Here is a 23316-nt window from a genome sequence, read left to right as displayed (position 1 = left end):
TATCCCCAAAGGAGAATACAGCTTGTCTGATTTGCTGAGATGAGCTTTGCTTTTTTAATACATTGGCCGTGACTCAAATGGTCACCAGGAGATAAACGGGTACCGGTTTACAGAAAACAGAATAGAATCGTCTTCGATGCCTCGTTGGGAAACCAACGGGGTATTTTTTTGCCCCAATCCGACTGCATAGGACACTAAAAAAGTCAAAACGAACCCTAGGTAGTCCTGCAAGGACAACCAAAGCGCGCCTACGAGGCCAACGCGAAAACGGATGTTCCTTGAAAACTGAATAGCTTATATGCTACCCATATTCGTAGGAGAATATTTCATCATTCTTTATCGTTTAAATATTGAATATACTCGTTTCCCCATATTTCCAACTCCTTCAGTACTTTCCTGAATTTTTCTCCAATATCACTTAATTTGTATTCTACTTTTGGTGGAATCTGCTGATATTCTATGCGTTCAATCAAGCCTTCTTCTTCCAACTTTTTCAGCTGTCTTGATAGCGTTGTATGTGTCATTTCTTCTGGCATTTTTCTTTGTAATTCATTAAACCGGATGGGGCCATCTGTTAACAAATACATAATATACATAGACCATTTACCTGTTAAAACTTTTTGCGAAGTCACATACGGGCAAAGCCCAAATAGATTTTTCTTTTCCATATATACGTTCCTTTCTGATACCAGTATCGTAAAATATCGTACTTGTTTGTTTTCTCCTATGATATATAATTATACGCATAAAAAATAGAAATACAATTTGTTTTCAGGAGGATTTTGAAATGAATGACGTAGTAAAATATTTGCAGGAATGCGGAACTTTTTATCTTGCCACGGTAGAAGGAGACCAGCCACATGTACGCCCATTTGGTGCTGTATGTGAATTTGAAGGAAAACTTTATATTGTAACGAATAATAAAAAAGATGTTTACAACCAGATGAAAGTAAATGGAAAAGTTGAAATGTGTGGAATGAACAAAGGTACTTGGATTCGTGTGAAAGGTGCAGTAAAAGAAGATACTCGCCGTGAAGCTCGTGTAGCCATGATGGAAGCAAATAAAAATGCTCTCCAGTCTATGTATACGGTTGATGACAATTTGATGACGGTATTCGTTTTTGAAAGTGTCATCGCAACTATTTATTCATTCACAGAAGAACCGAAGGTTATCAATCTGTAAAATTTTGAGTAATGTACATTACGGTTTGTCAGACTGGAAATTCCCCGGCTGATGTTTGGCGCTGCGGGCGGCGGCACATATTCTTTATTATCCGGAAGCGTGGTATACGCTGCACATAGACGCACCTGAGGGAGGAACGAAAATGGAAACTGAAAAAGTATATGCCATGCCATTTGCAAAAATATATCCCATGCTGGTGGATGAGCTGGCTAAGGGCAAAGTGATGGAGAAGATCAAGCGGAGAAACAAATGAGGGAGGGGAAAGCAGCCTATTACACACCGACAGAGAATGTGGTATAATCCTTGAGGAAACATTGTATGGAAAGGACAAACACGATGAACGCTCTGGATATTATGAAACGCCCTGCCGCCTACGTAAGCGGCTATGAAAACACCCCCACGGAGGAACAGAACCGTGCAAAGCAACTGTGCTGGGAGTACAACCGCACCGCTCCCAACGAACAGGAAAAGCGGCGCAGCATCCTGCAGACCCTGCTGGGCACCTGCTCTCCCATGACCGGCATTCAACCGGATTTCCACTGTGACTATGGCTTCAACATCCATACCCACGGCTTGGCGGTCATCAACTATAACTGTGTCATTCTGGATACCTCTCCGGTAAACATCGGAGCAGGTGCCTTTATTGCCCCCGGCGTATGCCTTGCCTGCTCCGGTCATGCCATCGACCCGGAGCAGCGCAGCCACGGCATTGGAACCTCAGCACCTATTACGCTGGAGGAAAACGTCTGGATCGGTGCAAATTCCACCGTCTGCGGCGGCGTTACCATCGGGGCAGGCTCGGTTATCGGGGCGGGAAGCGTCGTCACCCATGACATTCCCGCCGGTGTCATCGCAGCAGGGGTGCCCTGCAAGGTGATCCGCCCCATTACCGAAAAAGATAAGTTCAAGCCGGAGGATATTCTGTTCTGAGAAATTCAGATCGGAAACGCTGAAAAAACATACGCACAAGCTCTCCGGGGACATTTTTGTTTTTCGCCATGCTTTTCTGCGGGGAGAAGGCATGTTATACTGGGAATGACAATTCGGGATTTTTCATTACAGTGTTTTGCTAAAGGAATCCAATGGAGCTATACCCTGGATTTTTCTGTATTCTCTGGGTGACATTTTGACGATAGACTGAAAAGCGCTTGAAAACTTTCCCTGGGTTTGGTAGCCTACCTGGGAAGCAATATCCGCGATAGTGTCATTTGTTTCCCGTAATAATTTCATAGCCTGACGCACTCGAAATTCCTTCATATAGGTGGCGATAGGCTGACCGTAGACTGCCTTGAATATCTCCTTTAGAGTGGAGGTATTTATCAAATACTGTTTGGAAAGTTCTGCAATCGTAAATCGTTGCTCCAAGTGCTCTGTCAACTGTTGATGAATTTCTTTTATCAATTCGGTTTGCTGGGAAAAGTATTGAGTCAATTCTTTATGCTCCGATTTCATGTTGCTCAAATAAATCAAAATTTCCAGCACCTTCAATTTCAAGAGGGAAATTCGAACGGACACAGGAGCAGAAAAGAGTGGGGCAAAAATATGCTCTAAATCGGAACAAGACGGGATTGCGGATGGCTTTCCGGAGCAAAATCGATTCTGTAACTGGTCTGCTTCCACACCGGCATTCTTTAAAGCTTCCGGGCAAATGGAAGAGAGCTGTTTCAGATCCACGGAAATGGAAATTCCCTCTGAATATCCTAGGGGAAACATCATGGCGGAATCCGCGCAGCAGGCCATACTGTGTGCTGTCACATCACCTGTACCTAAATAGACGGCAGTACCGCCGTGCATATTCCAACCCACGCGACCACTGCGACAATAGTAAATTTCTAAAACAGAATCCGAAGCATCATGCCGAAACCTGACCTCTGAAGCAAGAAAAACATTGAAGGATACCTCTATTCCAGGAAAAGTTTCATATGCCTCCATACACCCTTTTCCAGCGGTAACCGCTCGAAACTGTTCTCCAAAGAGTGTAGTACCCGTTCCACCAGCCCGGCAATGCTTCAAGGCGAGGGTGCCGTTTGGGATCTTTTGAAGTTTTTGAGCGATAACTTTGGATTCTTCTTTTTTCATGGCGTTCCTTTTTGTTTTTCTACTTGCGACGGACAGGCGATTTTTACAAGCCACTCAATCATGTGGTGGAAATTTCGGGCCTGCTCGGTATCAGCTGCTTTATAATAGACCTCTTTTCCGTCCCGGCGGTTAACGATCAGACCCGCTGATTTCAACTGCTTGAGATGGTGAGAAACTGCAGGACTGCTCATATTTACCATGGCTGAAAGATTGATAACACATTCCTCACAGTGGCAAAGCAACCAAAAAATGCGAATACGGCTGCCATCTCCCAGCTGCTTGAAAATATCAGCTACGGTTTGAAAGTTTTCTACGCTGGGCATATATTCCAGTTCATGCTCGATAGTTTGTCCGTGGTCGTGGGGTAAGTGGTTCTGAATCATTTAGCACTCCTCCTTGAAGTCTATCTTATCATAGACCGGAGAGAAAAGAAACTTTACTTTTGAGATGTTTCTGGTTCAGGGCCAGCGTCATGGGTGTAATCCAAGATACGGACACCATCGCCTACCTCTTTCTGCACCAGCTCTCGCATACGCTTAGCAAAAGGACAGGGGTAACCAATGGGAGTCCCTTTGCTGATGCAAGAAGCAAAAGCAATGGTGTCAGCGCCCTGTTCTACCAGAGAACGGGCCCGCAGCACCGCTTTTTTTCCGGGGCAGCCGCCGCAGTTGATGAAGCCCACTAACTGAATATCATCCTCTCCCATAAAAGCGCCTTTTCTCTCTCGGATTGTCCGAAAATCCCGGCTTCCGGGGCAGTAATCCTCTGTCTGCATACAACGAATAATGCCAAGTTTCATATTAGTTTCCTCCTTAATTTAGGGCCTGCCATTCAGATTTGGCCGGTCCATTGTCTATTATTATGTAACCAGATTTTCCAACAGCTGGATGGAAATGTCCTCGTAGTAGCGATCCTCTTTAATCATTCACAAAATACGGGGTATAGGTCTCTCCGGTTCTCAGTATAGCTCCGCAAGGAGGTTCTGTATTTCCCGTTCAGAAGAATTTTTCTCCCAAATGGAAGAGTTTCTGAAAATCAATCCGTCATAAACGCTGCAAGAGCGTCCCTTCTAACTTCATGTGATATTGTTCCAGTACATCTTTCAGTGTAATTTCTTGCATTCTTTGTTCCGCTGTTTTTTGAATGTCCAAGTAAAAATCCCGTAGCACCAGTTGGATATTTACACCCACGCCACAAGCGGGGTTGGTGTGGATGTCCTGATGGAGCAGGGGCTTGTTGCCCTCTACTGCCCGATAGGCGTCCAGCAGAGTGATTTTCTCCGGCTCACGAGCCAGAGCAGGTCGGGGATGTCCCTTCACGCTGATCAGCAGTCCACCCTTCCGCAGGGCGGACATGAGCTGGCGCACATAGGCAGGATTCGTCTGAATGCTCTCTGCCAGCTTGTTACTGGTCAGATCGCAGTCTGGGTACAGAGCGATAAAAGCCAGAATATGAACAGCATCGCTAAGGCGGGTTGGATATTTCATGGACGGATCTCCTTTTTGCTTGATGTTATTTTTATTATAACAGCATATTGACAGCGATGCAAGAGGATGCTAAGATGATTTGAAGTAAGAATAAAAATAACACCCACTCGAAAGGAATGGTGAAAATGAACTTCTATGATGATTTGGTCATGCAGACCCAGATGAATTACTCCAGGCACTATCCTATCTATGCTTCCGGCAGTACGCCTTATCAGCTGACTGACAAAAAGCCGCTGCCGTATAGCGAACAGATCCATCGTTTGGTACAGGAGGTAAAGGAAGCTGACTGTGTGGTAGTGGGCGGGGCCTCCGGCCTGTCCGCTGCCGGTGGCGGAGATTTTTACTACGAGGACAGCGACTCCTACCGCAAATACTTCCGACCTTTTGCCGAGAAGTACCACTTCAAAGGTGCTTTTGCAGGGATGATGCACCCATGGAAGACAAGGGAAGAGTATTGGGGGTATCTCGCCACCTTCCTTCACACCACCCAGACCGCACCTGTGCGTCATCCCTATCTGGATCTGGACGCTTTGCTGAAAGGCAAGGACTTCTTCATCCTCACCACTAACCAGGATACCCAGTTTGTCAAACTCTACCCGGAGGAGAAGGTGGCGGAGGTCCAGGGGGATCACCGCTTCCTCCAGTGTGCCGCCTGTTGTACCGATGACACTTGGGATGCGGTAAAGCCGGTGGCTGATATGGTAGCCGCTATGGGGGATGGCACGAAGATTCCTACGGATCTCATTCCCCGGTGCCCCCACTGCGGCGGTGAGGCATTCCCCTGGGTGCGAGGATATGGGAATTTTCTGCAAGGAAAGAAATACGAAGAACAGTACGAAAAAATTTCTCGCTATGTGCTGGAACACAAAGACAGCAAAATTCTGTTTCTGGAACTGGGCGTTGGCCGAATGACTCCCATGTTTATTCAGGAGCCTTTCTGGAACCTGACCCTCAGCTTTCCCCATGCCCGGTATATTGCTGTCAACAACAAGTATGACTTCCTGCCCAAACAGTTGGAGGACAAGGGCATGACCATTGTGGCCGACATTGCTCAAGTGCTACGGGATGCACGAAAACTCTAGCTGCTCTCCGGCAGGCGCGATCCATCGCAGCAACCATAAAATAGAAAGGAGCGAACGAATATGATTGATTGGAAACCCATTGCCGAAAAATTCAGAGAAGCGGACGCTATCCTGATCGGGGCCAGTAACGGCCTGTCCATCACCGAAGGACTGCATTTGTTTGCAGATAATGCAGCCTTTGATGAATTGTTTGGAGATTTCAAACAAAAATACGGCTTACATTGTATTTTGCAGGGAATGATGGCCGGATGGCCCAGCGAGGAGAAAAAATGGGCCTTCTGGGCCCGGCTCATCCATCATTACTGCGGGCAATACCAGCCTACGCCGGTGATGAACGATTTGAAGGCCATTGTGGGAGAGAAGGATTACTTTGTCGTCACATCAAACGGAGAAGGTCACTTTGAACGGTGTGGTTTCGATCCGACGAAAATCTATGAGATTGAGGGCAACTGGTTTACGATGCAGTGTGCCCGCCCCTGCCACGACACCCTCTATTCAAGTTTAGAGGTGGCCGAAAAATTATCGGCTGCCGAACAGGGCGGCCATGTGCCTACAGAGTTGGTGCCGCGTTGTCCCAAGTGCGGAGGTCCCATGGACATCCACATGGGCGCGGGTCAGAGAATGATTCCGGATACCGCTGCCCAGGCACGGTTCCAAAACTTTCTGAAAACCTACCACGGAAAGAAACTGGTGGTTCTAGAGCTGGGCATTGGCTGGCGCAATCAGCTGATCAAGGCCCCGATGATGCGCCTGGTGGCCGGCGAGCCAAACGCCACTTATGTGACCATCAATCTGGGGGAGATCTACATTGCGGACAATATCAAAGAGAAGTCCTTCGGACTGGACGGGCGGCTGGATGAGCTGCTGCCTGCTCTCCGGGAGGCGTGTGAGGCATGAAGTTTGTGGGGACCATAATCATCTATGCCTATTTGCAGGCGGTGGGAGCTATCAACTCTCATGAATCAATTTGCTTTCTGAATCCTTTGCAGCAGTAGAAAATGCAGAAAATAAAACGCCGGGAAGTTGACTCAAATTGTCAATGCCTCCCGGCTTTTTACCGGGTACTGGAATGTGCCGATAAAAGCTGCATTTTGCCCAAACAGAAGAACCCTTTTCCCGAATAGCAGGATATGGGTTCAAAGCGTTGACGAGGACGGTTTTCCTGCGTATGATGAAGATACAATTAAACAATGATTTAATTGTTCTGACAACAGGAACAAATTAAGAGAGGAGATTTTCAAAATGAAAAAGACTTACAAAATCGATGTGGATTGCGCTAACTGCGCCAACCTGATGGAAGATGCCGCCCGCAAGACCAGCGGCGTACAGAGTGCTACGGTGAACTTTATGACCCTCAAGATGAACGTGGAGTTCGAGGAAGATCAGGATCCCAAGGCTGTTATGCAGGAGGTTCGCAAAGCCTGCAAGAAGGTGGAACCCGACTGCGAGATATTTCTGTAAGCCAGCGAAACGAAATGCCCTGTCGAGCGGCAGCTTGCAGGGCATTTTTTCTCTTAGATAAATAAACGAATAAGCAATTGTGAAAGGGGTAAAACGAAATGCAGGAGTATATCATCAACGGTCTGCTGATCGTGGTGGCTCTGCTGGCCGTGATCCTTCAGATCATCGGCATGCGGCCCTCCGCCGGTATGACCAAAAAACAAAAAGTGATGTTGTGGCGGATTCTGACTGCTACGGTTCTACTGTTAATTTTGCAGGTCCTGGGCGCAGGCGCATTTGAAGTGTTTGGCTCGGCAGGCCGCTGGGTACGTCTGGCTGTGTTCCTGGTGGATTATCTGGTTATTGGCTACGACATTCTGAAAAAAGCCGGAAAAGGTATCCGTAACGGTCAGGTGTTCGATGAGCACTTTCTGATGGCGGTGGCTACGCTGGGGGCTCTGGCACTGGCTGTATATGAAAACGGCGACTATCTGGAGGCCATTGCGGTGATGCTGTTCTACCAGGTGGGCGAATGGTTCCAGTCCTACGCTGTGGGCAAGAGCCGCCGGAACATCAGTGATCTGATGGACATCCGTCCTGATTATGCCAATATCGAACGGGAGGGAAAACTGGAACAGGTAGACCCGGACGAAGTGGGTATCGGCACCATTATTGTGGTACAGCCCGGTGAGAAAGTTCCTATTGACGGTACCGTAGTGCAGGGAGAATCCACTTTGAACACTGCCGCTCTCACTGGTGAAAGTTTGCCCCGTGAGGTCAAGACTGGCGATGAGATCATCTCCGGTTGTATCAACATGACAGGTTTGCTCCATATTCAGACAACCAAGGAATTTGGCGAGTCCACTGTCTCCAAGATTCTGGATCTGGTGGAGAACGCCTCCTCCCGGAAGTCCAAGTCGGAGGACTTCATTTCCCGCTTTGCCAAGATCTACACTCCTGCGGTGTGCTATGCCGCGCTGGCGCTGGCTGTATTGCCGCCGCTGGTACGGATGTTTGCCATGGGGCTGGATGCAGGCTGGGAGACCTGGATCTATCGTGCGCTGACCTTCCTCGTTGCCAGTTGCCCCTGCGCTTTGGTCATTTCCATTCCTTTGTCCTTCTTTGCAGGAATTGGCGGAGCCAGTAAGGCGGGCGTTCTGGTGAAGGGGTCCAACTATCTGGAGACCCTGTCACAGGCTAAGATCGTGGTCTTTGACAAGACCGGTACTCTGACCCAGGGCGTGTTCGAGGTCAACGCCATCCACCACAACGAGATGGACGAACGCAAGCTGGTGGAGTACGCGGCCCTGGCAGAGAGCGCTTCCAGTCATCCCATCAGCAAGAGCTTACAGAAAGCCTATGGCATGGAAATTGACCGCAGCCGTGTAACCAATATTCAGGAGCTCAGCGGCAACGGTGTCATCGCCACAGTGGATGATCATCAGGTCGCGGCTGGAAACGACAAGCTCATGAATCGTCTGGGGGTCCAGGCTATTCCGTGCCACAGCGTAGGCACCATTATTCACATGGCGATTGACGGGAAATATGCCGGGCACATTGTTATTTCCGATATCGTGAAGCCTCACTCCAAGGAAGCCATTCAGACATTAAAGTCGGCTGGGGTTCGCAAGACTGTGATGCTTACTGGTGACGCCAAGAAGGTGGCTGATAGTGTAGCCTCCGCACTGGGGCTGGATGAGGTTTACAGTGAACTGCTTCCTGCCGACAAGGTGGAGAAAGTGGAGCAGTTGATTCAGAACAAGCCGGAGAAAGAAAAACTGGCTTTTGTGGGAGATGGCATCAACGATGCCCCGGTGCTTCGCCGGGCAGACATCGGCATTGCTATGGGCGCTATGGGTTCTGACGCTGCCATTGAAGCTGCGGATGTAGTACTGATGGATGACGATCCAATGCAAATTTCCAAAGCAATCAAAATCTCACGCAAGTGCCTTGGCATCGTCTATCAGAACATCGTGGTGGCCATCGGCGTAAAACTGGTCTGCCTCGTGCTGGTCGCTCTGGGCTTCGCCAATATGTGGCTGGCCGTGTTTGCGGATGTGGGCGTGATGATTATAGCCGTCCTCAACGCTATCCGGGCACTGTTTGTGAAAAATCTTTAAAGTTCAGAAATAAACAAAAACAAAAGGGGGGACCCTTCCCGCATGAAGGCTTTATTTTAAATTGGTCCCTCAGAAGCATGTGTCAGTGAAGTTGCAGACAAACTGAATAGGTCAGAGTCCGCTGTTTCTCACCATATCCGTATTTTACGCATGAAAGGTTTGGTTCGCTGGCGCAGGAGTGGAAAGGCTATTTACTATGTTCTAAAACGCTTATTTTCACTACGCATTATCCGGAACTGCTGGATGAATATGACCGAAATGACGGAATTTGTATTGTAAGAAATCGTAATGGCATTACAGCATAAAATTTGAGCTATGCGGTGAATTTGCGGCAGTAGAGACCTTGGTAAGGATATGTAAAACGTATAAAGAAAAATACCCACTGATTCAGATTGCACTTCATACCGCAACAGCAGATACGGTTTATGAGATGATGAAAAAAGGACTTGTAGATAGAATAGAATTCAATATAAGCATTAGACATAATAAAATAATGGGTATAAAATAGATGTATAAGAGAAATTCAAATCTTATACATCTATTTTTATACAAGAAATTTGCAAAGAAAGGGGCTTTTTATTATGAGTAAAAAATTAGTAGCATTTTTCAGTGCAAGCGGAACAACAAAAAAAGTAGCAGAGATGGTTGCAGAGGAAGCAAAAGCTGATTTATTTGAGATTGAGCCAAAAGTTCCATATACAAAGGCTGATCTTGACTGGATGGATAAAAAATCCCGGAGCAGTGTGGAAATGAGTGATAAGAAATACAGACCGGAGATCATGAAGAAAGAGATAGATATGAGCTCTTATGATGAAATCCTTCTGGGATTCCCTAAAATGGAGTACAGTTTATAGTAGTGTATAGCGTGTATCAAGTTATAATTATGAGGTTGAAAATAACAGTATACACAGATAATGTGGAAAAATGTGTATGACGTTTATATAGAAAATAACATTGAAAAAAGGAATTCAAGAATGGGTAAATTCATTAAATTTAAAATAGAATAATAATTACATGAGTGACAGAAGATAAGAATCTGAATTCCCTGTCACTTTTATATTATTTGATAAGAAAAAAGAACTGGTTTATATCCGACAAGAATATAGACTGGTTCTTATTTTTTATATGCTATTATATACACAGGGAGTCGGGGAATGTCGAACTATAGCAAGCCGGAAAAGAATGCATTGATATCGGTATGAAAGATTTTTGCAAGTGCAACTAATTCAGATACCTTAATATTCATTCGATTTGTTTCCAGTTTGGCATAGGTACTTTTGGTGATGGAGATACCAATAAGATTTAATTTTGCAACTACTTGGTCTTGAGTCATGTTGTTTTTATATCGAATTGCTTGGATATTTTTACCAATATCCATATCTGGTCTAATCTTTTGCATAATGATGAACTCCCCTTATAAAATAAAAAGTTTCGTAATACAGAAACATATATATTGATTCTAAAGAATTTAAATTTTATAATGTTTCGTAATAAGGAATTATTTTTAACAGGAAGAGGTAAAAGTATAATGGATGTGGAGATGGAAAAGAGAAAATTTTTAAATCTATGTGGCAAAAGAGATCGAGCATTATTGTCAGGTGAAAAAAGAATGACATTGGGGGATATGGAACGATTGACATATCTGACAGAATTTTTTGAACTGGAGAACTATGGAATCGCCTTATGGAAAGAATTTGGTGATGATGTAAAAGAGCCATTTGAAGCGATGATGAAAATGTTAGATGAGCCGGAGTGCATAGAAGATCGATGGCTTGATGACGAAGCAAAAGGGGAAAAGTGGTTGTTAGAATTTCAGGAACTGGCATTAACGGAAGAATACAGGGAATGGATTCGAAATTATATCGATAAAAAATATGAAGAAAGAGGATTACCATATCCGACAGGAGCAGACTTCGATTAAGAGGTCTGCTTTTTTCTGGTCTTTTGGGAGGTGATAAGAGGTGGAAGTAAGTATTTATGAACTCTTGGCGGCAGCAAGAGAATCGGCTAAATCTGATTATATAAAAGGGGACAGCATTTTGTGTGAGAAGAGATTTCATCCAGATACCCATTACATGGTGGAAATGGAGCTGTTAGAAAATGATAACAGGCTGGGAGAAAAGGGGAATTATATACGGAAGTTTTTGTCAGAACCGGAGTATCTTCCCATTTTACAAAAGCAGGAAAAACATCTCATAAAAATAAAAAGACAGGCAATTGTTCAAAAAGGAAACTTGCGATATATCCCTCCCCCGGACAGGCCGAACCGCCGCCGGGAGAGGGATCTTTTATAACCGGCTGGGAAGGAACAGTAGTGTTCCTCTGGCGATAGTGGTATAAAAAAGCCAGATTTTCCGCAGGTTTTGGGACACTGGAACATAGAAAAGTGTTCACGAATGGCACTTTTGCAACGATCCGTTGCAGCAGTGAAAGCATTTTTGACATTACGTTAAACAGAAAAATGAAAGGATGTGATTGCGATAATCATAGGAATTGATCATGGCTATTATGCAATAAAAACAAAACAAGTGTCTTTCCCAAGTGGAATTATCAGGTATGATTACGAGCCGTATACCATGCAGAATGTTCTGCAGTATCAGGGAAAGTATTATGTCTGCGGTACGGGAAGACAGACGCTGGTAAAAAATAAAACGTCCAATGATAATTATTATCTGCTGACGTTGGCAGCCATTGCAGAAGAAATCAAGCACCGGAAAGCAGAACGAAAGACAGAGGTAATTCTGGCTGTCGGACTTCCACTTTCAAGTTTTGGAAGAGAGAAACAGGGATTCAGGGAGTATCTGTTGCGGAAAGAGCAGCCAGTGCGATTTTTATATGAAAGTGAGTTATATGAGATAACAATAAAAGATGTGAAACTGTTCCCACAGGGATACTCTGCGCTTGCTCTGCATCCAGAGTATCTGAAGAATGAACCGTCTGTTCTGCTTGTTGATATTGGTGGCTGGACCGTTGACCTTATGAGGCTGGACAATGCTGTTCCGAATGCAGCAACGTGCAGGAGTCTGGAGCTTGGAGTGATCCGATGTATTGATGAGACAGCAGAACAGGTGCGTAGAAATACCGGACTGTCTGTAACAGAAACTCAAATTGAGCGTGTGCTTCGGGGGGAATCTTGCAGTATGGCAGAGGAGGCCAGACGGATCATACAGGAAAGCGGACGGAAATATATAGAAAGAATACTGTCTGCGGTGACAGAATCTGGGTTTGATCTCCGGGCAGTACCAACCGTATTTATGGGTGGAGGCTCCGCAATTTTAAAACGCCACGTGACCGCACAGGACGCGATTTGCCGCCCCGTTTTTATAGAGGACGTCCATGCCAACGCAACAGGGTATGAACGGATTGTAGAGCAGATGTGGGCGAGATGACACGTCCGGTATATTCGTTCCGCCCAAACCTGAAAAATCCAGAACACCAGAGGGCATGGGAGAAATTTCAAAGTGTTCCAGAAGGGCAGAAAAGCCAGTATCTGGTTCAGGCAATTCTGGAAAAAGAGGATCGAAAATGGCTGGAAGAAGTTATTCAAAAGACGATAAAAGAAAGTGTTCGGGAATTAGGAATATGTGGCACTACGGAACAATTGAAAACGAAACCATCATCGGAAGAAATACCAGCTCAGATGATGGATTTTTTATCTCAAATGGAAAATTTGTAAAGGGGGTGAGGCCTATGATTGCACGATACATACATTGTTGGATCTGCTAGGGGTAAGGCAAGAAATGCATCGTTATCTTTGGTGGGTATTGTGAATAGCTTTCCATGCGGCTTTGGAGTATGTTGTGTGTAGCGAAAGAGAAAGGAGAAAAGTTATGGCAGAGATGAAAAATATCTGCGGAAAGATCCCGATGGACTTACATGAAAAAGTAAGAGAAGAGATTGAACTCACAGAAAGCAGCACACAAAAATTTTTACAACAGGTCATTGAAGAACATTTCAACAGACTGGAAGGAAAAGGAGAAATAAGCATGGGAGCAGTAAGAACAGTAGCAGTACAGGTATCAGAGGAATTATTCCAGAGATTAAAAGTAGTCATCGGGCAGAAACACATGAAACAGAAAGACTTCTTAATTCAGATTATAGAAGAAGCACTGGAAAAGGCAGAGGCCGAATGGCAAAGCAAAGATCAGCCTGAAGAATCCGAACAGACAACCGAAGAATCGGGAACAGAAGAAACTCAACCGGAAGAAAGCACTGAGCCGGAAAGGGAAAGCGAACCAGAAGAGGAAAGCGAGCCAGAAGTAGAAAGCGAACCAGATGGAGAGAGCGAACCGAAAGAGGAAAACGAACTGGATGGAGAGAGAGAACTGAAAGAGGAAAACGAACCAGAAGGGGAAAGCGAACCGGAAGAGGAAACTGAACCAGAAAGAGAAACTGATCTGGAAAAAGAAACCAAAGCAGAAGAACCAACAGAATGGTAAGTAATTGATACAGAATAACGAAGGGCGGTATGAGAAATCATGCCGCCTGTTTTTATCAGCAAAAAGGAGGTTGATAGCCGCAACCATTCAATTTTTTGATCTCTTTAGCGGAATCGGGGGATTCCGTGAAGGCCTAAGACGGGCAGGAAACTTTGTCTGTGTCGGACATTGCGAGGTGGATACTTATGCGGATAAGAACTACCGATTGCTGTTTGATACAGAAGGGGAGTGGTATTGTAATGACGCAAGAACAATCGAACCAGAACGAATGCCAGATTTTGATTTACTCTGTGCAGGATTTCCTTGCCAGGCATTCTCTATCGCCGGAAAGCGAGAAGGATTTGCAGATGCTAGAGGAACTCTCTTTTTTGAAATTGCCCGGATTCTTGAAGCTAAAAGACCCTCGTATTTTATCCTTGAAAATGTTCCCGGTTTGTTATCGCATGACAAAGGCCGGACGTTTTGCACCATCCTCAGTACGCTTTCTGAACTGGGGTATCATGTCGAATGGAAAGTGCTTAACAGCAAGGATTTCGGAGTCCCCCAAGCAAGAAAACGGGTGTATATTGTCGGATATCTTGATTTCCGATGTGCCGGAAAAGTATTACCTGAACCAGAAACAAATGGAGCAGCTCTTGTTCAAATCCGGGCAGGAAGTCAGGGGAAAAGAGTCTACAGTCCAAAAGGATTAAGCTGTACCCTGACATCACAAGCCGGAGGAATGGGTGGAAAGACAGGATTATATGATGTGGGTGTTCCAATTAAAGAAAATACAAAGCTCGGTTACAAACTTGCAAGAGAGGGTGACAGCATCGATTTGGGCTATGCGAATCTCAACAGCAGGAGAGGAAGAGTCGGACATCAGATAGCACACACCCTGACCACAGGTATCCAACAGGGAACACTTCATTTCGTAGATTTGTCTCCGCCGCCACTGGTTACTGAAGAATGCAGAAGCCTTAATACCAGACAATGCGGAATCCACAAATACAAAGGAGAATGTTCCGGTGTATTAAGGGAAGAAGGGGCAAGAGCAGTCCTTACACCAGCAAAAGAAAATGTCCGTCAGAATGGCAGACGCATGAAAGAACCAGAAGAACCGATGTTCACAATTACTGCAACCGATCGTCATGGCATCTTGTATCACGGCAGAATAAGAAGGTTAGTTCCGAGGGAATGTTTGCGTCTGCAGGGGTATTATGACTGGCAGATTGATAAGATCATAGACAGCACTTCTGACGCACAGCTTTATAAACAGGCTGGAAACGGGGTGACTGTCAATGTTATCGAGGCAATTGGCAAACTATTACAAAAGGCAGACTCCGGACTCAACGAACAGGAAGTGTCTGAGAAAGGAATCCATTAGGCATGATCGGTATAAAAGATCAATACTTTGGAACAGAAATCGAAATGACAGGGATTACCAGACAACGTGCTGCAGAAGTTGTTGCTGAAATGTTTGGAACAGAAGCATATTATGACGGCACGACTTACGGAATCTGGTCAGTGATAGATTTGGAAGGAAAAAAGTGGAAATTTATGTCTGATGGAAGCATTTATACACAACGGAAAGTATACGGTCGAATTGTAGATGCAAGTGGAGAATATTCAACAGAAATGGTATCTCCGAAATTATCCTATGATGAAATGGGTAAGTTACAGGAAGTAGTACGCTGTCTGCGACAGCATGGAGGTTTTGTAAATGAGTCCTGTGGTCAGCATGTTCATGTAGATGCATCGAATCATACACCGCAAAGCCTGAAAAATGCATTAACAATTATGTATGCAAAGGAAGATATCCTGTTCAAAGCACTGAAAGTGCAGGAGAGAAGAGCAAATAGTTATTGTCAGAGGGTGCAACCGGAGGTATTGGAGAAAATCCGAAAAATACCAAATAGGTCAATCACTATGGACCGAGTAAGAAATGTCTGGTATGGAGGCAGGGATAGAAGTCACATCCATTATGATGATACCCGTTATTATGCTCTGAATCTTCATGCTGTGTTTTCCAAGGGAACTTTGGAATGGCGTTGTTTTGAAAGCACACTTCATGCAGGAAAGGTAAGAGCAAACATTACATTGGCATTAGCCATTTCCGCACAGGCGATCAATCAGAGATCTACACAGATGAAAAAGACACTGATATCAGAAAATCCGGCATTTACATTTCGTACATTTTTATTGAGACTTGGGTTAATTGGAGATGAATATAAAAATGTCCGAAAACATCTGCTGGCAAATCTGGATGGTGATCTTGCGTGGAGATATGATAAAAGCACGTATGAGTGTCTGAAGAAAAATCAAAGGACAGAAGGAGTCAGATAGAGGTGAGAAAGAATGGAAGATAGATATTACTTTGCTTATGGCAGCAACATGAATCTGGAGCAGATGAAGTACAGGTGTCCGGCTGCGGAAGTTGTGGAAAATGTCCGACTTGAAGATTATCGGCTGGCATTTCGAGGAAGGGCTCCGGGTAACGGAGTAGCAACGGTACTGCCGGAAAAAGGAAGCTGTGTCGAAGGAGTCTTATGGAAAATCACAGAAGCGTGTGAGAAGAGTCTGGATTTTTATGAAGGATTCCCAAGTTTTTATGGGAAAGAATTGATTCAGGTAAAAAATCAGGATGGTGTGGAGAAAGAGGTGTTTGTATATATTATGAACGCTCCGCACAAAGATGTTCCGGCAAGACCATCGAAGTTTTATCTGGATGGAATTCTGGAAGGATATAAGGATAACCAGATTCCAACAGAGTCTGTCATGGAAGCGGTGAAGCGTACCAGACAGGAAGTGAAAAAAGAAAAAAAACGATATACAAGATAAAACGTACCGCAGAGGAAACATCTTCTGCGGTATTTTAATGAAAAAATCTATTTATAATAGGAAGGAAAAGCACATGAAGGTTAGAAAATTAAAGACCAGAATTGCTGCTTTTGGACTGGCTGTCCTGATGGGCGTCAGTACCTTGAGCAGTGCGAATGCGTTTGCGGCTGAACGGACAGGCTCGGAACAGCAGACGGAAGTACAGGCGGTAACAAGCCAGAAAGATACATCGGTTACAGCAGATGATATCACAAAAGCGGTTTCGGATGAAACATTTGCAGTGGAAACCTGTATGGAAGGAATCCATTATGAGGCAGAAAAAGAAGATGTTACGCTTGTAAGTATCAAAGATGAGAATGGTGGAGAGTATCATTCTGACAAAGCAGGAACATATATTGCCACTTATATGGTCGTTCCAAAAGATAAGAGTGACAGCTATACCATCACCCGGAAAGTGACTCTGACGGATACAGAAGGTCAGGCACATTCTAAAGAAAATGGTGGAGAGAAACAGAAGTCAGATACAGAATCTGAAGATGATTCGGATTCGCCTGTGCAGAACTATACAGATGTAGAAATTGAAACATCCGAAGAAGATGCATCTGCACAGGCAGTCAAAGAACTGAAAGAGGACATCGAAGAGGGAAATGTGATGGTATTGTCTGCGGCTGAAAGAGCTACAAGCAGCGGTTCCACAGTTACATTGACAAAGGGGAGAACCATTTATTATCCAAGTTATATTGGAAATTATCTTACTTGCCTGTTTACAGTCAATGGAAAAATTGCATACTGCCTTCAGTCCCAGAAAGCATCCCCACCGAGTGGAAGTTATGTAGCACAGGTACTGGACAGCAATAAAAATCTGCAGAAAGTCCTTTATTATGGTTATGGCGGGGCAGGAGATCTGACAGGAAGTTATCTGTCTGGAAAAACGGCAGATGAAAAATATGTGTATACACACATTGCAGCCAGCTACGCTTACGCAGGAGAAGCCGGATTTACCGGATGTAATTATAATGACCTTGTAAATGCTGGGGTTATCGCATATATCAATTATCTGTTCGGACAGGAAGAACCGCCAAAAGGTGAACTGAGCTTTTCAAGCACAAAGCTGAATGCAGTACGGGATGGAAACATCCAGAAAACACCAAATATCACACTGTCTGGAGATCACAGAAACTATGTGACATTGAGTGTACCGGAAAATGTGACTGCACATAATCTTTCTAAAGGAACAAGTGTTACAAATGGAAAAATCCAGATTTATGGTGGAGATACATTCTATCTGTCTGCGGATTTATTACTGACAGGCAGTTATGCTTCCGGCAACTTATATGGTTCTGTCGGAAAGACATGGAGAACACTGGTGCTGACAACCGGAAATTCCAAGCAGGATATCGGTGTATTTGAAAGCGAAACAGCAGCTCCGGTAAGTTTCAGTGTACAGTGGCTGAATATGACACGCATTGAACTTATGAAGAAAGATGTCAATACACAGAATCCACTGTCAGGAGCAGTTTATGGTATTTACACCGATAAGAAGTGTGAAAACCTGCTGATGACAATGTCAGCAACCGGAACAGACGGAAAAGCAGTCAGCGATTATTTTGATTCCGCATTGAAAACAGTGTACGTGAAAGAGATCACTGCTCCGACAGGGTACAAACTGAATACAGAAGTATATAAAGTGGATGTTGCAGCCGGAAAGACATTGACGGTAACAGCAACGGATGAGAGGGTCACCGGAAAAGTAAAGATCGCAAAGATTGATAAGGAAACACTTGCATTCCAGCCACAGGGAGACGGCGCTCTTCGAGGTGCTGTGTATGGTCTGTATGCCAAAGAAGATATCGTGCATCCGGATGGCACAACAGGAGTTCTGTATAAACAGGACAGCCTGATTGCACAGGGAGTCATCGGAGATGACGGAACACTGGAATTTTCAGAATTATACCTTGGAGAAATGTATCTAAAAGAAATCACTCCACCGGAAGGATATACACTGGATACTACCAAATATGAGGTATCAGTAACTTATGAAGGTCAGGATGTTGCCGAAGTGACAAGAGACCTTACGGTAAAAGAGCAGGTAAAGAAACAGGCATTCCAGTTAATCAAAATCAGTGAAGATGGAGAGCAGACAGAAACGGACCTGGTTGCAGGAGCAAGATTTAAGGTATATCTGATCAGCGACCTGACACAGGTGAAAAATGGGAAACTGAAACCGTCCAATGGAGAAAGCTATACAGCAAGTGATTTCAAGAATTATGACTTCAGCAAAGAGCAGGTTGCAGTTACTTATGAGAATGGAACCGCCGTACCAGTACCGGAACTGCTCACTGATACCAAAGGATATGCAGTCAGCCCGGAACTGCCGTATGGAAGTTATGTTGTAGTGGAAAGCACTACCCCGGAGAATCTGAAAACCATTGATCCATTTGTTGTAAATGTGGAAAATGACAGCAGAGAACCAATGCAGTGGAGAGTATTTGATGACCGTCCGTTTGAATTTTTGTTGAAAATCGTAAAGAAGGATGCACAGACTGGAAATACGGTTTTAAAGGCCGGAGCCTCTTATAAGATTTACGATGTGACAAATAAGAAATATGTGGAACAGGTTGTTCAGTATCCGAAGAAAGAAAAGATCAGTGCATTCAAAACAAATGAGGAAGGATATCTGATCACACCGCAGGAACTGAAGTGCGCTACCTATCGAATCGAAGAAGTAAAAGCACCGGAAGGATTTGTAAGACAGGGAAGCGAAGAGTCCCTGTATGATGGAACAACGATTATTTCACCATTAGAGCAGACTACAAAAGGAACATATAAAGAAAATCCGCAGAGCGGTATTGTAATTACAGTATCTTCAAACACTGCACATCAGATTGATCCGGATACAGGAGCTGCGATTGTAGAGGTAGAACAGAAAAATGACGAACAGGTAGGAAGCCTGCTCCTGACGAAAAAGGGAGAACAGCTTACCGAAGTAACCGGAGATTCTGTTCTGGCAAAAGTAGAAGCACTGGTTTCTAAAGTAAGAAATGCCGTATCTGGTAAAGAAGAAACAGGTATTTATAAAGGTTTTGAATATGAAGAAACCGGAGTAGAAGGTGCTGAATTCGAAGTATATGCCAAAGATACCATCTATTCACCGGACGGAGCAAAGGACGAAGCAGGAAATCCAGTTGTCCGTTATGAGAAAGATGACCTGGTAGCCAAACTGACTACAGATGAAAATGGAACAGCAGCTATCAACAATCTGCCACTGGGAACGTATTATCTGAAAGAAGTTGTAGCAGGAGAGAATTTTGTCCTGAATACAGAACAGAAAGAATTTACCCTGACAGCAGAGGATGATACACAGGCAGTTGTTTATGAAGGCGTTACTTATAAAAATGAAAGACAGAAAGTTTCCGTATCAGTAGAAAAGAAAGATTCTGTCACAGGTGAAAAGCTGGAAGGTGTTATTTTTGGGCTGTATGCTGCGGAAGATATTCTTTCTAATCAGGGAGAGGTTCTCGTAGAGAAAGACACCCTGCTGGAAAAGAAAGCAACGGATGCAAAGGGAACACTTACTTTCGACAGTGATCTTCCACATGGAAAATACTATGTCAAAGAGGAAGTCAGAAAAGCCGGATATCTTCCAAATGAGGAAGTATGGAATGTAGATGCAACTTACGAAAACCAGAATCTTGCAAAGATTGAACTGAACAAAGAAGTTGAGAATCAGCCGACAGAAACACGCATTACCAAAACAGATGCAACAACCGGAAATGAGCTGGAAGGAGCAAAACTGCAGGTCATTGATAAAGACGGAACTGTTGTGGAAGAGTGGATCAGTACGAAGGAAGAACATGTCATTTACGGACTGCCGGAAGGAAGTTATACCTTACATGAGGAACTGGCTCCTTATGAAGAAGGCTATGTGTCTGCCAGCGATGTGATGTTTGAAGTCAAAGAAGATGGCAGTGTGACAAAGGTTGAGATGAAAGATGAATATTCCAAAGTGGAAATTTCAAAAACAGACCTTACAACCGGAAAAGAACTGGAAGGGGCAAAGCTTCAGATTATCCGCAAAGACGGAACTGTTCTGGAAGAGTGGATTACGGACGGAAAACCACATTCCGTTGAAAAGCTCCCAGTCAATGAAGAACTTACTCTGCGTGAGATCACCGCACCGGATGGTTACGAGATTGCGGAAGATGTTACATTCACATTGAAAGATACAATGGAAGTCCAGAAAGTAGAAATGAAAGACGCCAGAACACCGGAGAAAACAACAGAAAAAACAAATGCACCAAAAACAGGTGATAACCAGAAAGTATGGCCGTTTGTTCTGCTTGCACTGGCATCTGTCGGAACAGCTACAGGAGTGACTGTATACCGCAGAAAGAAGTCAAAAATGACAGACAACAAAGAAGAAACAGAAGAAAAATAAAATAAGAATTACAGGATAAACCAATCTGACAGGGCAGGAGATGTGCATAAGGCAGCTTCTGTCCTGTCTGTCTATAAGGAGAAGAATGATGAGACGTTTTTATACAGCAGAATCAGTAACAGAAGGACATCCAGACAAAGTATGCGATCAGATAGCAGATGCAATCTTAGATGAATGTCTGCGTTACGATCCATCTTCGAGAGTGGCGTGTGAAGTCCTTGCTACAAGAGGAAATGTGTTTGTAGCAGGAGAAATCAGCAGCGGATATGAGCCGCCAGTGTTTGATGTGATCCGAAAGGTTTTAGAGGAGTGTGGATATTGTACAGATGGGATAGAAATGGATACGTTTGTACACCAGCAGAGTCCAGATATTGCAAAAGCAGTTAGTGTGTCGAAAGAATTTCGGGATAATATCGGCGCAAAGATAAGAGACAGAAGCAGGGGAGCTGGAGATCAGGGTGTTATGGTCGGATATGCGTGCGATGAGACTCCGCAGCTTATGCCAATGCCGACTGTTCTGGCACACCGGATCACACGTGAACTTTCGGCTTGCAGAAGAAGTGGATATATCAAAGATATCTTTTCTGATGGAAAGGCACAGGTAACCGTAGAATATGAAGATGGAAAGCCAGTGAGACTGGAAAGTGTTGTTGTTTCCTGCCAGCATGGTACAGAAAAGAGTCTGAAAAAGTTAGATGCCGAGATCAGAGAGAAGGTGCTTCGCCCGGCACTCAGATTATTGCCTCCGGATGAGGATACGAAGATTCTGATCAATCCGTCAGGAAAATTTGTGTGTGGAGGGTTTGATGCAGATACCGGACTGACCGGAAGAAAGCTGATGGTGGATACTTATGGCAGTATGGTTCCGCATGGTGGCGGTGCATTTTCAGGAAAAGACTGTTCGAAAGTAGACCGTTCGGCGGCTTATATGGCAAGGTATATCGCCAAAAATATAGTAGCTGCTGAGTTTGCAAGCAAGTGTCAGGTGTCTCTGGCTTATGCAATCGGAGTAGCAGAGCCGGTTATGATTGAGGTAGATACCTTTGGTACAGGAAAAGTGTGTGCAGATGATTGTCTGGCGGCAGCAATCCCACTGGTGTTTGGAGTGACACCCGTTCAGATCATGGAATCCCTTCGACTGAACCGTCCGATTTTCCGTCAGACGGCAGTTTTTGGTCATTTTGGAAGAAAGGAGTTCCCTTGGGAGCGGACGGATAAGGTTCTGGCTCTTCAGGATGCAATTCTGTAATGCCCTGGGTAACGGAAGAAGAGATTCAGGCAGCAAAAAATATGACTGCGTATGAGTATTTGCGAACACATCAGGCACAGAGACTGCAAAAGACAAGAACCAGAAATGAATGGCAGTTGACGGACCATGACAGTTTTAAAATCAATGAACTGTCCAGTAAATGGCATTGGAAATCCAGAGATATCGGTGGTGTGTCCGCACTGCGGTTCCTGATTGAAGTGGATGGGATGAAATTTACAGATGCCGTAAAACTGCTGTGCGAAGAGAGTCCGTCTTTTATTCCGACACAGTCTGTGGAAAGGGAAAAACTGCCATTTAAGCTGCCGGAGAGGTATTGTAATTGCAGACGAATCAGGGCTTATTTAAACCACAGAGGAATCAGCGATGAAGTGATCACGTATTGTATTTCGCATGAAATCCTTTATGAAAGTGTCCCGTATCATAACGCTGTTTTTGTTGGGAAAGATGAATCTGGAAAAGCAAGATATGCATTCCTGCGAGGAATCTATGAAAAAAACGGGAAGGGATTCAAGATGGAGCAGACCGGGAGTGAAAAAAAGTACAGCTTTTGTATTCCACCTGAAAGAGAAACAAAGCGAGTTGCCGTATATGAAGCGTGTATTGATGCACTGGCACACATGACATTGGAAGAGGGAAAGAGGGATAAATATCGGCTTTCCCTTGGGGGAATCGCTGCTCCGAAAGAAAACGCACAGATACAGAGTGAACGTTTTAAAAAGCCGCCGGACGCACTGGAAGAGTTTCTGAAGAACCATCCGGAAATCAAAGAAATTGAAATCTGTACCGATAATGACTTTGCAGGAAGATGGGCGAAAGAACAGATGAAAAAACATTATGAGGGAACGTATCAGATTATCTGCAATCTGCCGGAAAAAGAAGGGGCAGATTATGCAGACCTTGCGAAAGAAAAAAAGCAGGCAAATAAATGCAGGGACAGACCATTGGAAAGAAGGTGATA

The 23316-nt window shown here is 44.5% G+C and carries 24 protein-coding genes and 3 pseudogenes; 21 read left to right on the top strand and 6 right to left on the bottom strand.

Annotated features, from left to right (window positions below; genetic code table 11):
• Positions 1-329: 329 nt before the first annotated feature.
• Complete coding sequence (locus DW931_RS11175; protein ID WP_107000743.1) at positions 330-668, bottom strand: helix-turn-helix domain-containing protein; 339 nt, start codon at positions 666-668, stop codon at positions 330-332.
• Between the two features lie 119 nt (positions 669-787).
• Here DW931_RS11175 and DW931_RS11170 point away from each other — a divergent pair, with 119 nt between their 5' ends.
• The 3 genes from DW931_RS11170 (at position 788) to DW931_RS11160 (ending at position 2113) form a co-directional block, all read left to right on the top strand.
• On the top strand, positions 788-1183 hold the full coding sequence (locus DW931_RS11170; RefSeq protein WP_118481843.1) for a pyridoxamine 5'-phosphate oxidase family protein: 396 nt from the start codon (positions 788-790) through the stop codon (positions 1181-1183).
• A gap of 142 nt (positions 1184-1325) precedes the next feature.
• Positions 1326-1436: a DUF2200 domain-containing protein gene (locus tag DW931_RS16280; RefSeq protein WP_147341939.1), complete on the top strand. Its 111-nt coding sequence runs from the start codon at positions 1326-1328 to the stop codon at positions 1434-1436.
• Positions 1437-1501: 65 nt separating this feature from the next.
• A complete protein-coding gene (locus DW931_RS11160; protein ID WP_015553463.1) occupies positions 1502-2113 on the top strand; it encodes a sugar O-acetyltransferase in 612 nt (203 codons plus the stop codon).
• A gap of 126 nt (positions 2114-2239) precedes the next feature.
• Here DW931_RS11160 and DW931_RS11155 read toward each other — a convergent pair whose 3' ends face one another.
• The 4 genes from DW931_RS11155 to DW931_RS11140 form a co-directional block, all read right to left on the bottom strand.
• Complete coding sequence (locus tag DW931_RS11155) at positions 2240-3262, bottom strand: AraC family transcriptional regulator (protein ID WP_118481842.1); 1023 nt, start codon at positions 3260-3262, stop codon at positions 2240-2242.
• Positions 3259-3645, bottom strand: a complete 387-nt coding sequence (locus DW931_RS11150) for a metalloregulator ArsR/SmtB family transcription factor (RefSeq protein ID WP_107000740.1) — start codon at positions 3643-3645, stop codon at positions 3259-3261. Before DW931_RS11150 ends, DW931_RS11155 begins: the two co-directional genes overlap by 4 nt.
• 53 nt (positions 3646-3698) lie before the next feature.
• Positions 3699-4061 carry a CGGC domain-containing protein gene (locus DW931_RS11145; RefSeq protein ID WP_107000739.1) on the bottom strand — a complete coding sequence of 121 codons (363 nt, stop codon included), beginning with the start codon at positions 4059-4061 and terminating at the stop codon, positions 3699-3701.
• A gap of 244 nt (positions 4062-4305) precedes the next feature.
• Entirely contained in the window at positions 4306-4749 is a 444-nt protein-coding gene (locus DW931_RS11140; RefSeq protein ID WP_118481841.1) for an Rrf2 family transcriptional regulator, read from the bottom strand.
• 116 nt (positions 4750-4865) lie between these two features.
• Between DW931_RS11140 and DW931_RS11135 the strand changes: the two genes are divergently transcribed.
• From DW931_RS11135 to DW931_RS11100, 7 genes and pseudogenes are all read left to right on the top strand, one after another.
• Positions 4866-5831 carry an NAD-dependent protein deacetylase gene (locus DW931_RS11135; protein WP_118481840.1) on the top strand — a complete coding sequence of 322 codons (966 nt, stop codon included), beginning with the start codon at positions 4866-4868 and terminating at the stop codon, positions 5829-5831.
• Between the two features lie 60 nt (positions 5832-5891).
• On the top strand, positions 5892-6728 hold the full coding sequence (locus DW931_RS11130) for an NAD-dependent protein deacetylase, SIR2 family (protein WP_118481839.1): 837 nt from the start codon (positions 5892-5894) through the stop codon (positions 6726-6728).
• Positions 6722-6826: pseudogene (locus DW931_RS11125) on the top strand (DNA-3-methyladenine glycosylase I); the annotation flags it as partial. The gene DW931_RS11130 and the pseudogene DW931_RS11125, both read left to right, overlap by 7 nt.
• Positions 6827-7073: 247 nt before the next feature.
• Positions 7074-7292 (top strand): cation transporter, encoded by a 219-nt coding sequence (locus DW931_RS11120; RefSeq protein WP_107000734.1) that lies wholly within the window; start codon positions 7074-7076, stop codon positions 7290-7292.
• Between the two features lie 98 nt (positions 7293-7390).
• Positions 7391-9391: a heavy metal translocating P-type ATPase gene (locus DW931_RS11115; RefSeq protein WP_117796834.1), complete on the top strand. Its 2001-nt coding sequence runs from the start codon at positions 7391-7393 to the stop codon at positions 9389-9391.
• Positions 9392-9707: 316 nt separating this feature from the next.
• Positions 9708-9845 (top strand): annotated as a pseudogene (locus tag DW931_RS16275) (LysR family transcriptional regulator); the annotation flags it as partial.
• 127 nt (positions 9846-9972) lie between these two features.
• Positions 9973-10224, top strand: a pseudogene (locus DW931_RS11100) (flavodoxin); the annotation flags it as partial.
• A gap of 329 nt (positions 10225-10553) precedes the next feature.
• Here DW931_RS11100 and DW931_RS11095 read toward each other — a convergent pair.
• Positions 10554-10790: a helix-turn-helix transcriptional regulator gene (locus DW931_RS11095; protein WP_055246992.1), complete on the bottom strand. Its 237-nt coding sequence runs from the start codon at positions 10788-10790 to the stop codon at positions 10554-10556.
• 81 nt (positions 10791-10871) lie between these two features.
• On the opposite strand from DW931_RS11095, the gene DW931_RS11090 reads away from it, so the two are divergent.
• From DW931_RS11090 to DW931_RS11040, 11 genes are all read left to right on the top strand, one after another.
• Complete coding sequence (locus DW931_RS11090; RefSeq protein WP_007884587.1) at positions 10872-11312, top strand: hypothetical protein; 441 nt, start codon at positions 10872-10874, stop codon at positions 11310-11312.
• A 40-nt stretch (positions 11313-11352) separates the two neighbouring features.
• Positions 11353-11685 (top strand): DUF5720 family protein, encoded by a 333-nt coding sequence (locus DW931_RS11085; protein ID WP_118357214.1) that lies wholly within the window; start codon positions 11353-11355, stop codon positions 11683-11685.
• Positions 11686-11862: 177 nt separating this feature from the next.
• The gene (locus tag DW931_RS11080; RefSeq protein WP_347559445.1) at positions 11863-12780 is read left to right on the top strand and encodes a ParM/StbA family protein; all 918 of its coding nucleotides are present in this window, start codon (positions 11863-11865) and stop codon (positions 12778-12780) included.
• Positions 12781-12835: 55 nt separating this feature from the next.
• On the top strand, positions 12836-13117 hold the full coding sequence (locus DW931_RS11075; RefSeq protein ID WP_182430029.1) for a hypothetical protein: 282 nt from the start codon (positions 12836-12838) through the stop codon (positions 13115-13117).
• A gap of 104 nt (positions 13118-13221) precedes the next feature.
• A complete protein-coding gene (locus DW931_RS11070) occupies positions 13222-13830 on the top strand; it encodes a hypothetical protein (RefSeq protein ID WP_118626983.1) in 609 nt (202 codons plus the stop codon).
• A gap of 4 nt (positions 13831-13834) precedes the next feature.
• Positions 13835-15196, top strand: coding sequence for a DNA (cytosine-5-)-methyltransferase (dcm, locus tag DW931_RS11065; protein ID WP_243036943.1), 1362 nt, complete (start codon positions 13835-13837; stop codon positions 15194-15196).
• Positions 15197-15198: 2 nt separating this feature from the next.
• The gene (locus DW931_RS11060) at positions 15199-16155 is read left to right on the top strand and encodes an amidoligase family protein (RefSeq protein ID WP_118626981.1); all 957 of its coding nucleotides are present in this window, start codon (positions 15199-15201) and stop codon (positions 16153-16155) included.
• 12 nt (positions 16156-16167) lie between these two features.
• On the top strand, positions 16168-16650 hold the full coding sequence (locus DW931_RS11055) for a gamma-glutamylcyclotransferase family protein (protein WP_118626980.1): 483 nt from the start codon (positions 16168-16170) through the stop codon (positions 16648-16650).
• 73 nt (positions 16651-16723) lie between these two features.
• Entirely contained in the window at positions 16724-21088 is a 4365-nt protein-coding gene (locus tag DW931_RS11050) for a SpaA isopeptide-forming pilin-related protein (RefSeq protein ID WP_118626979.1), read from the top strand.
• Positions 21089-21176: 88 nt separating this feature from the next.
• Complete coding sequence (gene metK, locus DW931_RS11045; protein ID WP_182430028.1) at positions 21177-22337, top strand: methionine adenosyltransferase; 1161 nt, start codon at positions 21177-21179, stop codon at positions 22335-22337.
• The gene (locus tag DW931_RS11040; RefSeq protein WP_118626977.1) at positions 22337-23314 is read left to right on the top strand and encodes a DUF3991 and TOPRIM domain-containing protein; all 978 of its coding nucleotides are present in this window, start codon (positions 22337-22339) and stop codon (positions 23312-23314) included. The genes metK and DW931_RS11040 overlap by 1 nt, the downstream gene beginning before the upstream one ends.
• Positions 23315-23316: the final 2 nt, after the last annotated feature.

It is taken from the genome of Clostridium sp. AM43-3BH (assembly GCF_003479985.1).
Classification (GTDB): Bacteria; Bacillota; Clostridia; order Lachnospirales; family Lachnospiraceae; genus Otoolea; species Otoolea fessa.
This window is presented reverse-complemented; position numbering and strand designations above follow the sequence as displayed.

Coding starts and splice junctions, on each gene's coding strand:
- DW931_RS11090 (WP_007884587.1), top strand. CDS start 10,872: ATGTTTCGTAATAAGGAATTATTTTTAACAGGAAGAGGTAAAAGTATA.
- DW931_RS11070 (WP_118626983.1), top strand. CDS start 13,222: ATGGCAGAGATGAAAAATATCTGCGGAAAGATCCCGATGGACTTACAT.
- DW931_RS11135 (WP_118481840.1), top strand. CDS start 4,866: ATGGTGAAAATGAACTTCTATGATGATTTGGTCATGCAGACCCAGATG.
- DW931_RS11175 (WP_107000743.1), bottom strand. CDS start 668: ATGGAAAAGAAAAATCTATTTGGGCTTTGCCCGTATGTGACTTCGCAA.
- DW931_RS11155 (WP_118481842.1), bottom strand. CDS start 3,262: ATGAAAAAAGAAGAATCCAAAGTTATCGCTCAAAAACTTCAAAAGATC.
- DW931_RS11055 (WP_118626980.1), top strand. CDS start 16,168: ATGGAAGATAGATATTACTTTGCTTATGGCAGCAACATGAATCTGGAG.
- DW931_RS11150 (WP_107000740.1), bottom strand. CDS start 3,645: ATGATTCAGAACCACTTACCCCACGACCACGGACAAACTATCGAGCAT.
- DW931_RS11140 (WP_118481841.1), bottom strand. CDS start 4,749: ATGAAATATCCAACCCGCCTTAGCGATGCTGTTCATATTCTGGCTTTT.
- DW931_RS11115 (WP_117796834.1), top strand. CDS start 7,391: ATGCAGGAGTATATCATCAACGGTCTGCTGATCGTGGTGGCTCTGCTG.
- DW931_RS11050 (WP_118626979.1), top strand. CDS start 16,724: ATGAAGGTTAGAAAATTAAAGACCAGAATTGCTGCTTTTGGACTGGCT.
- DW931_RS11120 (WP_107000734.1), top strand. CDS start 7,074: ATGAAAAAGACTTACAAAATCGATGTGGATTGCGCTAACTGCGCCAAC.
- DW931_RS16280 (WP_147341939.1), top strand. CDS start 1,326: ATGGAAACTGAAAAAGTATATGCCATGCCATTTGCAAAAATATATCCC.
- DW931_RS11130 (WP_118481839.1), top strand. CDS start 5,892: ATGATTGATTGGAAACCCATTGCCGAAAAATTCAGAGAAGCGGACGCT.
- DW931_RS11170 (WP_118481843.1), top strand. CDS start 788: ATGAATGACGTAGTAAAATATTTGCAGGAATGCGGAACTTTTTATCTT.
- DW931_RS11040 (WP_118626977.1), top strand. CDS start 22,337: ATGCCCTGGGTAACGGAAGAAGAGATTCAGGCAGCAAAAAATATGACT.
- DW931_RS11160 (WP_015553463.1), top strand. CDS start 1,502: ATGGAAAGGACAAACACGATGAACGCTCTGGATATTATGAAACGCCCT.
- DW931_RS11095 (WP_055246992.1), bottom strand. CDS start 10,790: ATGCAAAAGATTAGACCAGATATGGATATTGGTAAAAATATCCAAGCA.
- DW931_RS11145 (WP_107000739.1), bottom strand. CDS start 4,061: ATGAAACTTGGCATTATTCGTTGTATGCAGACAGAGGATTACTGCCCC.
- metK (WP_182430028.1), top strand. CDS start 21,177: ATGAGACGTTTTTATACAGCAGAATCAGTAACAGAAGGACATCCAGAC.
- DW931_RS11060 (WP_118626981.1), top strand. CDS start 15,199: ATGATCGGTATAAAAGATCAATACTTTGGAACAGAAATCGAAATGACA.
- DW931_RS11075 (WP_182430029.1), top strand. CDS start 12,836: ATGGGAGAAATTTCAAAGTGTTCCAGAAGGGCAGAAAAGCCAGTATCT.